The organism is Luteimonas sp. KH_071 (assembly GCF_057838005.1).
The window spans coordinates 3206861-3218694 of sequence record NZ_CM174458.1 but is presented as its reverse complement, the minus strand read 5'-3'; the positions used below and the strand labels follow the sequence as shown (position 1 = coordinate 3218694).

General features: G+C 69.2%; 9 protein-coding genes. 5 read left to right on the top strand and 4 right to left on the bottom strand.

Annotation, left to right across the window (positions count from 1 at the left end):
- Positions 1 to 84: 84 nt before the first annotated feature.
- The 4 genes from AC3IRM_RS14885 to AC3IRM_RS14870 all read right to left on the bottom strand — a co-directional run bounded on the left by AC3IRM_RS14885 (position 85) and on the right by AC3IRM_RS14870 (position 4616).
- The gene (locus AC3IRM_RS14885) at positions 85 to 777 is read right to left on the bottom strand and encodes an RluA family pseudouridine synthase (RefSeq protein WP_489203862.1); all 693 of its coding nucleotides are present in this window, start codon (positions 775 to 777) and stop codon (positions 85 to 87) included.
- 32 nt (positions 778 to 809) lie between these two features.
- Positions 810 to 1721: an oxygen-dependent coproporphyrinogen oxidase gene (hemF, locus tag AC3IRM_RS14880; protein ID WP_489203861.1), complete on the bottom strand. Its 912-nt coding sequence runs from the start codon at positions 1719 to 1721 to the stop codon at positions 810 to 812.
- 61 nt (positions 1722 to 1782) lie between these two features.
- On the bottom strand, positions 1783 to 2259 hold the full coding sequence (locus AC3IRM_RS14875; RefSeq protein ID WP_489203860.1) for a hypothetical protein: 477 nt from the start codon (positions 2257 to 2259) through the stop codon (positions 1783 to 1785).
- Complete coding sequence (locus tag AC3IRM_RS14870; protein ID WP_489205941.1) at positions 2256 to 4616, bottom strand: S9 family peptidase; 2361 nt, start codon at positions 4614 to 4616, stop codon at positions 2256 to 2258. Before AC3IRM_RS14870 ends, AC3IRM_RS14875 begins: the two co-directional genes overlap by 4 nt.
- A 178-nt stretch (positions 4617 to 4794) precedes the next feature.
- Here AC3IRM_RS14870 and AC3IRM_RS14865 point away from each other — a divergent pair, with 178 nt between their 5' ends.
- The 5 genes from AC3IRM_RS14865 (at position 4795) to AC3IRM_RS14845 (ending at position 11826) form a co-directional block, all read left to right on the top strand.
- Positions 4795 to 6192, top strand: coding sequence for a cytochrome ubiquinol oxidase subunit I (locus AC3IRM_RS14865; protein ID WP_489203859.1), 1398 nt, complete (start codon positions 4795 to 4797; stop codon positions 6190 to 6192).
- Positions 6192 to 7211 carry a cytochrome d ubiquinol oxidase subunit II gene (gene cydB / locus AC3IRM_RS14860; RefSeq protein WP_489203858.1) on the top strand — a complete coding sequence of 340 codons (1020 nt, stop codon included), beginning with the start codon at positions 6192 to 6194 and terminating at the stop codon, positions 7209 to 7211. Before AC3IRM_RS14865 ends, cydB begins: the two co-directional genes overlap by 1 nt.
- Before the next feature lie 98 nt (positions 7212 to 7309).
- The gene (locus AC3IRM_RS14855) at positions 7310 to 7582 is read left to right on the top strand and encodes a YcgL domain-containing protein (protein WP_489203857.1); all 273 of its coding nucleotides are present in this window, start codon (positions 7310 to 7312) and stop codon (positions 7580 to 7582) included.
- Entirely contained in the window at positions 7575 to 10877 is a 3303-nt protein-coding gene (locus AC3IRM_RS14850) for an ankyrin repeat domain-containing protein (protein WP_489203856.1), read from the top strand. Before AC3IRM_RS14855 ends, AC3IRM_RS14850 begins: the two co-directional genes overlap by 8 nt.
- Positions 10878 to 10956: 79 nt before the next feature.
- Positions 10957 to 11826, top strand: a complete 870-nt coding sequence (locus tag AC3IRM_RS14845) for a TonB family protein (RefSeq protein ID WP_489203855.1) — start codon at positions 10957 to 10959, stop codon at positions 11824 to 11826.
- The last annotated feature ends 8 nt before the right edge of the window (positions 11827 to 11834 follow it).

The window sequence follows — 11834 nt, the reverse complement described above, 5'->3', positions numbered from 1 at the left end:
ATTTGCCGATCCGCGTGTGTTGCAGGAGCGCGCTTGCGCGCGATGGTGCTTTACCGGTCAGGGCGTTCACGCGCAAGCCCGCTCCTACAGAGGCGTCCAGAATGGCACGGGACACTCGATTTGCAGCCGTGCACCCGTTGCAGGATGTTCGAACGTCAGCAACGCCGCATGCAGCAGCAGCCGTGGCGCGCGTGCTTGCACCTCGGGCGGGGCGTAAAGCGCATCGCCGAGGATCGGATGGCCGAGCGCCTGCAGATGCACGCGTAGCTGGTGCGTACGGCCGGTCTCGGGTATCAGCGCCAGCCGGGCGCACGGCGTGCCATCGGCCGTCTGCGTGCGCGACAGGACCTGCCAGCGGGTCAGAGCGGACTTGCCGCGATCAAGGTCGACCTGTTGTCTCGGCCGGTTGGGCCAGTCCGCCTGCAACGGCAGATCGATCATGCCGGCGTCCGCGTCGGGCCAGCCGTCGACGATGGCGATATACCGCTTGTCGACGCGGCGCCCGGCGAAGGCGTCGCCGAGCGCGCGCTGCATCCTGGGCCCCCGCGCCAGCACGATCACCCCCGAGGTCGGCTGGTCCAGTCGATGCACCACGCGTGCGTCCGGCCAGTGCGCCAGGGCACGGGTCGCGATGCAGTCCTGTTTGTCGGCGCCGCGGCCGGGCACCGACAGCAGGCCGCTGGGCTTGTCGAAGGCAAGCACATGCGCGTCTTCGTGCAGCACGCGCAGGCAGTCCGGCGTGACGTCCGGATGCATGGCATCGTCGGATGCGATCACCGTTTCAGTCCAGCGCGCCCAGGCCAGTTCGCTCAGGCCAGCTCGGCGAGCCAGTCGCGCGGATGCAGGTACGCGGCCAGTCGCGACTCGTCGCTACCTGCCTCCGGGGTGAAGCCGTACTCCCAGCGAACGCGCGGCGGCAGGCTCATCAGGATCGATTCGGCGCGCCCGCCCGATTGCAGGCCGAACAGCGTGCCGCGGTCGTAGACCAGGTTGAATTCGACGTAGCGCCCGCGACGGTACAGCTGGAACTCGCGCTCGCGCTCGCTGCAGGGCGTGTCTTTGCGGCGTTCGACGATCGGCAGGTAGGCATCGAGAAAGCCGTCGCCGACCGCGCGCATATAGGCGAAGTCGGCATCGAAATCGCCGTGCAGATCGTCGAAGAACAGGCCGCCGACGCCGCGCGTCTCGTTGCGGTGCTTGAGGAAGAAATAGTCGTCGCACCATTGCTTGTGGGCGTCGTAGCGCGCCTGCCCGCCGAAGGGTTCGCACAGGTCACGCGCGGTGCGATGCCAGTGCAGCACGTCTTCGTCGACCGGATAGAACGGCGTCAGGTCGAAGCCGCCGCCGAACCACCAGGCCACGGTCTCGCCGTCGCGCATCGCGCGGAAGTGGCGCACGTTGGCATGCGTGGTCGGCAGGTGCGGATTGTGCGGATGGAACACCAGCGACACGCCGCAGGCGCGCCACGAGGCGCCGGCGAGTTCGGGCCGGTTGGCGCTGGCCGACGGCGGCAGGGCGGTTCCGGAGACATCGGAGAAGCCGATGCCGGCCTGCTCGAACACCGCGCCATCGCGCAGCACACGTGTGCGGCCGCCGCCGCCTTCAGGGCGTTGCCACAGGTCCTCGACGAAGTGGGCGCGGCCATCGGCGCCTTCGATTGCATGGCAGATCCGGTCCTGCAGGCCGGTCAGATAGTCGCGGACGGTGTCGAAATCGTTCATGGCCCGCATTGTAGGCGGCGCCCGTGTGGCGACATTGATTCAGGTCAATGCCGCGAGGTGCTCAGGCGTGCGCCTGGCGCCAGATTTCCAGCTTCGCCGCGAGTGCGGCGGCCTTGTGCCGGTAGGTGTCGGGCAGGGCGCCATCGAAGCCGGTCAGCCCGCGGTTGACCCGTCGCAGGCGCGCCGCGGCCTCCACGTGGTCGGCGAAATCGATGCCGACCATCGTGTGCAGGCCCACGCGTGTCGGTCCGAAACGCACGACATCGCGCCAGCTCCAGCGCGTGACCCGGAACAGCGAGCGCAGCTCGATCCCGTCGGCGTCGAGCCGCAGATGGTTCGCGCCCGGCAGCAGCGACACCAGCGCCACCAGCGCGCACAGGCCGAAGAATCCGCCGCACAGCCATGCGATCAGCAGATGGCGCTCGCCGATGACGAGCGCCATCCACACGAATCCGGCCGAAATCGCCAGCAGCGCGAGCATCTTCCACGGCGACGGCCGCAGCAGCTCGACCGCCGGCAACGGGCCGGGCGCGGTCATTTCAGCGTGCGCTCGAACAGCTCGTAGATGCGGCGGTACTGGTCGTACCACGAGGCCGGGTGCTGGTAGGCGTGACGCTCGAGCGGATAGCTCGCCAGTTCCCACTTGTCCTTGCGCAGCTCGATCAGGCGCTGAGCCATCATCACCGAATCCTTGTAGAACACGTTGTCGTCGATCATGCCGTGCGCGATCAGCAGGTTGTCCTGCAGGCGGTCGGCGTATTCCATCGGCGAGGACTTCAGATACGCTTCGGGATCGAGGTCCGCCGTGTTGAGGATGTTGGCGGTGTAGGCGTGGTTGTACTGCGACCAGTCGGTGACCGGGCGCAGCGCGGCGCCGGCCTTGAACACGCCGGGCTCGCGGAACAGCGCCATGAAGGTCATGAAGCCGCCGTAGCTGCCGCCGTAGATGCCGACGCGGTCGCGGTCGGCCTGGTGGTTGTCGACCAGCCAGTCGATGCCGTCGAGGTAGTCCTCGAGCTCCGGGTGCCCCATCTGCCGGTAGATCGCCGTGCGCCAGTCGCGGCCGTAGCCGGCGGACGCGCGGAAGTCGAGATCCAGCACGATGTAGCCCTGCTGCACCAGCATGTTGTGGAACATCTGCTCGCGGAAGTAGTTCGGATAGCGGTCGCTGACGTTCTGCAGGTAGCCGGCGCCGTGCACGAACAGCACGACCGGATACTTGCGGCCCGGCTCATAGTTCTCAGGCGCGTAGAACTTGCCCCAGACCGTGCCGGCGCCGTGCTTGGACGGAATCTGCACGTATTCCGGCTGCAGCCAGTCATGCGCCTTGAACTCGGCGGTGCGGGTGTCGGTGAGCACGCGCACCTCGCCGCCGGCGACATCGGCCACCGCGAGCTGCGGCGGGGTGTAGCTGCTGGAGGTGCGCAGCAGCAGGCGGGTTTCGTCGGGCGACAGCGCGAAGTCCTCGATGCCGCCGGTCTTCGTGAGTTCGCTGACGGTGCCGCCGTTCGCGCTGCAGACCTCGTAGCGGCCCGGCCACTGCTGGTTGCAGAGGAAGAAGAAGCGGCTGCCGTCGCGCGACATCACCGGCGCGGAGACTTCCCACTGGCCCGAGGTCAGCGCGCGCGAGCGGCCGCCGTCGTTGAGATACAGATGCGAGTAGCCGGAGGTCTCCGACAGGAACCACAGCGTGCGGTTGTCGGGCAGCCAGCCGAACTCGTTGAAATCCCAGTTGATCCAGGCGGTGTCGGTCAGGCGGTCGCGGTTCTGCAGCGTGGCGCCGGCCAGATCGACCGTGGCGAGCCAGCGGTCCTTGTTGTCGACCGAGTGGATCGACAGCGCGACATTGCGGCCGTCGGCGCTCCAGCGGATCGCACCGCCGCCACCGCCGCGGCCGTCGAGTTCCAGACGCACCGGACGATTGCCCTTGAGCGCGTCCTTGCCGGCCGCGCGGCGCAGGTCGGCCAGCGGATCGGTGCCGATGCCCGGCAGGGTGTCGGTCTTGAGCTCACGCGCCTGGCCGCTGGCCACGTCCACCAGCCACAGCGTGTGCGGCAGCGGATCGTTGCGGCCGACGCGCGTGCGCACGTCCTCGAATTCCTCGTAGCCCGATTCGGTGACGTAGCGCGGCATCTTGCCGGCCTGTCCCGCATCGCCGCTCTTGGCGGTGGTGGCGACGATCAGCCGGTCGCCGGCCGGCGACAGCGCGCTGCCGGCGATCGTGACGTCCTTGCCCAGGAACACCGGGCCGGGCGCGCGCGTGGCATCGCTGCGGCGCCAGGTCTCGTTCTGCATGCGCAGCCCGTCGCGTCGCTCGCGCTCGACGCGCAGGGTTTCGATCATGCGCAACTGGCGGTCGCGCAGATCATCGTCCTTGGGCGGCTTGGCCGGATCGTCCTCGGCCTTGAGGCTGGCCAGCTGCGTGATGCCGCGCTGGGTGTCCCAGCCGAACCAGTCGTTGCCCGCGCGCCAGACCAGGCCGCCGGCCGTCGACCACTGCGGCTGTGCTTCCTGGGCTTCCGTCCGCGTGACCTGGGTCAGCGCGCCGGTGCGCAGATCGCGCACGAACAGATCGCCGTTGCGCAGGAACGCCATGCGCGTGCCGGTGGCATCGGTGATCGGGTTCTGCGCATCGAGATCGGCGCGCGCGCCATCTTCGACGCGGGCCGACGCACCGCCGGTCAGGGGCTGCTGCCAGGTCTCGCGGACACTGCTGCCTTCGCGCTTGAGCGTGTAGTACGCCGCCTGGCCGTCCCAGCGCCACCACGCGCCCTCGACCGGGGCGCCGATCCAGTCCGGATCGGCCATGATCCGCTCCATCGTCAGCGGCTGCGCCGGCTGTGCCAGAACGGCGGGAGACACGAGGGCACAGGCGAGCACCCAGCTCAGCGGCAGTCGACGCATTCGACGGTTCCATCACGGACAAGGAGGCCGAAGTGTAACGGGCCGTGTCCTCTGGCTTGCTCTGGCGAAGGTCATGGTCCGCGTCATTCCGTCGCGCGACGGCGTGCCGCATCGTGCTTTCACGTCGCCGCCCGCAGACTCACCGTGCGCCATTCCACTGGAGCTCCGCTTGGACGCCCTGCTGCTGTCGCGGATCCAGTTCGGATTCGTGATCTCCTTCCACGTGCTGTTTCCCGCCTTCACGATCGGCCTGTCGAGCTGGCTGGCGTTCCTGGAGTTCCGCTGGCTGCGCACGCGCGATCCGGTGTGGCGCGAGCTGTATTTCTTCTGGATGCGGATCTTCGCCGTGTCGTTCGGCATGGGCGTGGTGTCGGGCATCGTCATGAGTTTCCAGTTCGGCACCAACTGGTCGGCGCTGAGCATCGCGGCCGGCAACATCCTCGGGCCGCTGTTGAGCTACGAGGTGCTGACCGCGTTCTTCCTCGAGGCGAGCTTCCTCGGCGTGATGCTGTTCGGCTGGGGCCGGGTGTCGGAAAAGCTGCACTTCCTGTCCACCTGTCTGGTCGCGGTGGGCACGCTGATCTCCACGTTCTGGATCCTGTCGGCCAACAGTTGGCTGCACACGCCGGCCGGCTATGAACTGATCGACGGCGTGTTCCATCCCGCCGACTGGATGGCGATCATCTTCAACCCCTCGTTCCCGTACCGGCTGGGGCACATGGTGCTGGCGGCGTTCATCACCACATGTTTCGTCATCGGCGGCGTGGCGGCGTGGTATCTGCGCCGCGGCGAGCACGTCGATGCGGCGACGCGGATGCTCAAGCTCTCGGTCGCATTCGCGGCGCTCACCGTGCCCCTGCAGATCGTCGTCGGCGACCTGCATGGCCTGAAGACCGGCGAGATGCAGCCTGTGAAGCTCGCGGCGATGGAAGCGCACTGGCACGAAGGCGAACTGGGTGAGGGCGTGCCGCTGGTGCTGTTCGCGGTGCCGAACGTGGACGCAGAGCGCAATGACTACGAGATCGCGATTCCGCGGCTCGGCAGCGTAATCCTGACCCACAGCTGGGACGGCACGATCGCGCCGTTGACCGCGGTCCCCCGCGATGAACGGCCGCCGGTCGCGCCGGTGTTCTACGCGTTCCGGGTCATGGTCGGTATCGGCATGGCGATGCTGCTGCTGACCGTCGTCTCGCTGTGGGCATGGCGGCGGCGCTGGCTGTTCGAATCGACCTGGCTGCTCAACACCTGGCGGCTGATGGCGCCGAGCGGGTTCATCGCGGTACTGGCGGGCTGGTTCGTCGTCGAGATCGGCCGCCAGCCGTGGGCGGTCCAGGGGCTGCTGCGCACCGCGGATGCGGTCAGCGACATCGATCGCACCAGCGTGATCATCTCGCTGGTCGCATTCGTCATCGCCTATGCGGTGGTGTTCGGCGCCGGCGGCGGCTACATCCTCAAGATGATCCGCAAGGGCCCGCAACCCTTCGACGACGGCCCGGACCACGACGACGGCGAACGCACGCCGATGCGGCCGATCTCCGCGGCCGACGGCCCGGTGGGGGACGACTGATGGAACTCGACCTGCAGACCGTACTACCGGTGATCTGGTTCGGCGTCATCGGCTTCGGTGTGCTGATGTACGTGTTGCTCGACGGCTTCGTGCTGGGCCTGGGCGTGCTGGCGCCGTTCGCCGAGGACGGCGATCAGCTCGACCACATGATGACCACCGCGGCGCCGATCTGGGATGGCAACGAGACCTGGCTGGTGCTCGGTGGCGCCGGGCTGCTGGCCGCGTTCCCGCGCGCTTACGCCATCGTGCTGTCGGCGTTGTATCTGCCGGTGCTGCTGATGCTGATCGCGCTGGTGTTCCGCGGTGTTGCGTTCGAATTCCGCTTCAAGGCGCAGCGCGGCAAGCGCTTCTGGGGCGCGGCCTTCGCGGTGGGCTCGCTGCTGGCGGCGTTCTCTCAGGGTGTGATTCTCGGTGCACTGGTCGAGGGCATGCCGCTCCAGGAAGGCAAGTACGCCGGCGGCGCGCTGGACTGGTTCAGCCCGTTCTCGATGCTGACCGGCGCAGCGGTGGTGGCCGGTTACGCGCTGCTCGGCAGCGGCTGGTTGATCCTCAAGACCGAGGGCCGGCTGCAGCAGCTGGCGCGCAAAGCGACCCGGCCACTGGTGCTGGTGGTCGCTGCGTTCATGGGGCTGGTCAGCGCGTGGCTGCCGTTCCTCGATTCGCAGATCATGGCGCGCTGGTTCGAGGACGGGAATTTCTGGTGGCTGTCGCCGGTGCCGGTGCTGGCCCTGATCAATGCGATCTGGCTGTGGCGCGCGGCGATGCGCGAGGGGCGCGATGCGCGTCCGTTCCTGCTGACGCTGAGTTTCTTCGGGCTCGGATTTCTCGGTCTGGTACTGGGGATGTGGCCGAATATCGTGCCGCCTTCGCTGAGTATCTGGGAGGCTGCGTCGCCACCGTCGTCGCAGGGCTTCGTGCTCGCCGGGCTGGTGGTGCTGTTGCCACTGATCCTCGGTTACACCGCCTGGTCGTACCGTGTGTTCCGCGGCAAGGTGGCCGTCGACGCCGGCTATCACTGAACGCGGTGTCGACGCGCACACCCGATGCATGGCCGCGCGCGATACCCAAGCCGGGGCTTTTGCCGCACAATCGAGCGTGTTTCCGCGGTTCTTCGGCCATGCACGCCTACGTCTACAAAAGCCAGCGCAAGGCGGACACTTATGTGTACCTCGCCGAGCGCGACGCGTTCGACGTCCTGCCCGATCCGGTGCGTGCGCAGCTGGGCGAACTGGTCTTCGTGCTGGACGTGGCGCTGACGCCCGACCGCAAGCTGGCGCGCGAGGATGTCGCGACCGTGCGCGAGAAGCTGCGCTCGCAGAAATTCCATCTGCAGATGCCGCCGCGCCTGGTCCACGATCCACTCACGGAGGACTGGGGCACCGATGCCTGAGTCCGCGCAGCGGCCTTCGTCCGCGTTCGCCCGATCCCTGATCTTCGTGCTCCTGGCCGGCGTCGCGCTGGCAGCGCTGACGCTCGTCGGTGGTCCGCTTGCCGCAGTTGCCGCTGCGCTCGCGCAGCCCGCGTTCGCGCTGGTCATCCGCGGTTGGCACACGCGCACCTTGCCCGCGGGCGCCACGCTGCGGATCGACCTGCTGTCGCTGGCCGTCGCATGGGGCGGCGCCACGGTCGCGACTGCCGTGCTCGTCGTCTGGCCACTGTCCGCGCTGCGGCAGGGTGGTGAACTCGGCGCGGCGCTCGCGTTGAGCATCGCCACCGGTCTCGCAGTCATCGGCTTCTGGCGCACGTGGCCGTTGTGGCATGCGCTCGAGCGCGACGGCGGCGATCTGCGCACGCACTGGCGCGCACTGTCGGAGCGCGAAACGGGCCATTGGCGCGGCGTCGGCGCCGCGCTGTGCGTGGCTGCGATCGTCGCGCTCGTCCTGCTGCCGGCCTGGCTGCCGCCCGGGGGCATCGGCCCGCGTGCCGGGCTGGCGATCATCGCCGTCCTCGGCTCGCTCGGCCTGCATGCCGTGTTGCAACGGCTCACGCCGCCGGCGGCGTTGCCGATCCAGATCGTCGAGATGCAGGGCGATCCCGCGGTCGCATTGTCGGCAGAACCAGTCGATGCCGCGCCCGATGTCGCGCTCTACGCCGCCGCCCGCGCCGGTCGTGTCGACCGCGCGCTGGCCCTGATCGAAGCAGGCGCCGACGTGCGCGTGCTGCCTGCGGGTGATGACCGCGACCAGCGCAGCCTGCCGGTGCTGGCCGCGGTACTGCCCGACTTGCGTCTGCTGCGTGAACTGATCGCACGCGGCGTCGACGTCAACACCGCGCACGCCGGTATGACCCCGCTGCTGGCCGCGACCCGCGACAGCTGGCACGGTCGTCCCGATGCGGTGATGACGCTGCTCGCAAACGGCGCCGATCCGCGGATCACCGACCACGAAGGCAACACGCCGCTGCACTTGGCCGCGCGCAGTTCCGATCCCGGCGTCGCCGCGCTGCTGCGCGATGCCGCCGCCGAACTCGAAGCGCGCAACCACGATGGCCTGACGCCGCTGGGCATGGCCTGCGCGGTCGGCAACTGGCGGCTGGCGAAATTCCTGCTCGAACGTGGCGCCCGCGCCGAGGTCGAGGGCGGCACGCCGGCCTTGCTGGCGGCGGCCGGCGGCGACGAGGACGATGCCGCCGGCGTGCAGTTGCTGCTCAAGCACAAGGCACGCGTCGATGCGCGCGATGCATTGCGTCGCAGCGCTTTGCATGTCGCCGCGTTCCAGGGCCACGACGAGATCCTCGCCGCGCTGCTCGGCGCCGGCGCCGATGTGCGCGGCCGCGACAACGACGGCCGTACGCCGCTGCTCGAAGCCGCGCGCGGCGGTCGCCTGTCCGCGCTCGAAGCGCTGTTGGCCGCGAATGCCGATGTCGCCGCCGTCGATGCCGCGGGCCGCAATGCGGTGATGCTGGCGTGTACCGCGGAACTGCCGTCGGCTGCGCTGTTGCAGCGTCTGCTCGAACTGGGCGTGCCGGCCGACATCGCCGATGCGGATGGCCGCAAGCCGGTCGACCGTGCCGCCGAGACCGGCCGCTGGACCTTGGTGCGCCTGCTCGATCCCGACTATCCGCTGCCGGTCAATCTGGGCATCGGCGACGACGAGGATGGCGCCGCCGCCAGCGACCGCACGCCGGTCCTGCTGTTGCGCGCCAGCCTGCGCGAAGGCCGCTTCGACGATCAGGGCCCGCTGCTGCGCCTGCTCAACGCGCGCGATCTCGGTGGTCTGCTGCTCGATCCCGAGATGCCGCCATCGCTGGACCGTATCGAATGGCTGCTCGCGCAGGGGGCGGATGTCGAAGTCACCGATGATGCCGGCGTGCCGCCGCTGTGCGCGCTGCTGTCGTCAGCGCCGCAACACCTGCCGATCCTGCAGGCGCTGCTGCGGCATGGCGCGTCGCCCGGCGGCGCCGGCACGCTGGCGCGGTATCTCGCGGCCTGCAGCGACGACGATCAGGCCGCGCGGGCGTACGAGACCTTCGCGCTCGATCTGCTGGCCCGCGGCGCCGATCCGTTCGCGCCGTCGCCCGCGGGCGATCCGCCACTGGCCTTGGCCGTGCGGCTGGGCTGGCTGCGGCTGATCGAGCGTCTGGTCGGTCATGGCGTCGATCTTGATGCCCGTGATGCGCGCGGCATGACGGCGTTGCATCTCGCCGCCGCACTCGGACGCGAAGGCGCGCTCAAGGTGCTGGTGCGTCACGGCGCCTCGCCGGCGGCCTGCGCCGCTGATGGCCAGACGCCGCTGGGCGTTGCACTCTCTGCCGGGCGACGCGACCTCGCCGACTGGCTGGACTGGCGGGGCTGGGCGCTGCCGAGACGTGCGCTGGAACCGACCGATCTGCCAGCCGCCGCCAACGCGGGCGACGCGGAGGCCGTGCGCCGTCTGCTCGATCTGGGATTCGCGGTCGACACCGTCGATGCACAGGGCTGCACCGCGCTGCTGCGCGCCGCCGGTGGCGGACATCGCGAGGTCGTCGATCTGTTGCTGGCACGCGAGGCCGACGCAGCGCTCGCTGCGCAGTCCGGCGCGACGCCGCTGTCGGCGGCGGTCAGCATGCGTCACGCCGAAATCGTCGATCGCCTGCTGGCGTCAGGCGTCTCGCTCGACCAGCGCCTGCCGGGCGAAGTCAGCGTGCTGATGCTCGCCGCTGCCCTGGGCCTGCCCGATCTTGCCGCGCGTCTGCTGACCGCTGGCGCCGACATCCACGCGACCGACGCGCAGGGCCTGACCCCGCTGCATTGCGCCGCGCTCTACGGGTTCACCTCGCGCGATCGTCCACGTCTGCTCGCGCTGTTCGACACCCTGCTGCTGGCGGGCGCAGAGGTCGACGCGCCCGCGGCCGGTGGCGTCACGCCGCTGCTGCTGCTGCTCGGTGCACGGGCCGAGCCCGGCACGCCCTGCGACGAGGACGTGGTGCTGGCTGCAATGGAGCACCTGCTCGATGAGGGTGTCTCGCTCGACGCGCAGGATCAGCGCGGCTTCGGCCCGCTGCACCTGTCGGGCCTGCACGGCCAGCTGCGCCTGGCCCGCCGCCTGCTGCGCGCCGGCGCCGATCCTGAGCTGCGCGACACGCTCAACCGCACGCCGCGCGAGATCGCGATCATGCGCGGCTTCATCGACGTCGCCGCGGAATTCGCACCCCCGCAGAGCGGCGACGGCGTGTCGATGGCCAGGTTCCTGCGCGAGCAGCGCTGACGGCACTCGGGTTTACCCCGGCTTGTCCACGCAGGGGGCCGGGAGTAACGTCGGGTCCTCGCTCAAGGATGGATCCGTGATGACACTTCAAAGACTGCTGGGTGTGCTGCTCGCGACGGCGTGTCTCGTACCGTCGCTGACTGCGGCGCAGAGCGCACGCGAAATGCGCCAACAGGTCGAGGGCAGCATGCTGGTGACCGGGCATGTCGACATCGCGCTCGATGGCAGCGTCAGTACCCACACGCTGGATCAACCGGACAAGCTTCCCGACTACGTCGTGCGTCTGATCGAGCGCGCAATGCCTGCGCTGCGCTTCGAACCGGTGCTCGTCGACGGCGCGCCGGTGCTGGCCCGCGCGAAGATGACCATCCGGCTGGTGGCGACGCCCGCGGACGACGGCAACATGAACATCGCGATCAAGAGCGCGAGTTTCGGCGAGGAATATGATCCGGACGACACAGGACGCGTCCGCTCGATCGAGATGAAGCCGCCGCGGTATCCCATGAGCATCGCGCAGATGGGCGGCAAGGGCACTGTCTACCTGCTGGTCAAGGTCGCACGCGATGGCCGTGTGGAAGACGTCGCAGCCGAGCAGACCAACCTGACGGCGCTCGGCACGGCGCGGCAGATGGAGATGATCCGCCGCGGTCTGGAGAAGGCGGCGATCGACAAGGCCAGGGAGTGGACATTCGCGCCACCGACCACGGGAGACGCCGTTTCCAGCGATCACTGGGTCGTCCGTGTGCCGGTCGACTTCTCGCTTTCCGATGGCGCCCGTCTTCCGGAAGGTCCGGCCTACGGACAATGGCTCGGATACGTGCCCGGCGCGCAGACCCGTCCGACTTGGGCGATGCCGGATCCGCCCGGCTTCAGCCCGGACGCGCAGGTCGCCGGCACGCTGCATCAGGGACAGTCCCGCTTCCGCCTGCTCACGCCGTTCGAAGGCTGACCGGGCCG

What these genes read in the sequence shown, in the direction of transcription:
- cydB (WP_489203858.1), top strand. Translation starts at nt 6,192, where the DNA reads ATGGAACTCGACCTGCAGACCGTACTACCGGTGATCTGGTTCGGCGTC.
- AC3IRM_RS14875 (WP_489203860.1), bottom strand. Translation starts at nt 2,259, where the DNA reads ATGACCGCGCCCGGCCCGTTGCCGGCGGTCGAGCTGCTGCGGCCGTCG.
- AC3IRM_RS14855 (WP_489203857.1), top strand. Translation starts at nt 7,310, where the DNA reads ATGCACGCCTACGTCTACAAAAGCCAGCGCAAGGCGGACACTTATGTG.
- hemF (WP_489203861.1), bottom strand. Translation starts at nt 1,721, where the DNA reads ATGAACGATTTCGACACCGTCCGCGACTATCTGACCGGCCTGCAGGAC.
- AC3IRM_RS14845 (WP_489203855.1), top strand. Translation starts at nt 10,957, where the DNA reads ATGACACTTCAAAGACTGCTGGGTGTGCTGCTCGCGACGGCGTGTCTC.
- AC3IRM_RS14850 (WP_489203856.1), top strand. Translation starts at nt 7,575, where the DNA reads ATGCCTGAGTCCGCGCAGCGGCCTTCGTCCGCGTTCGCCCGATCCCTG.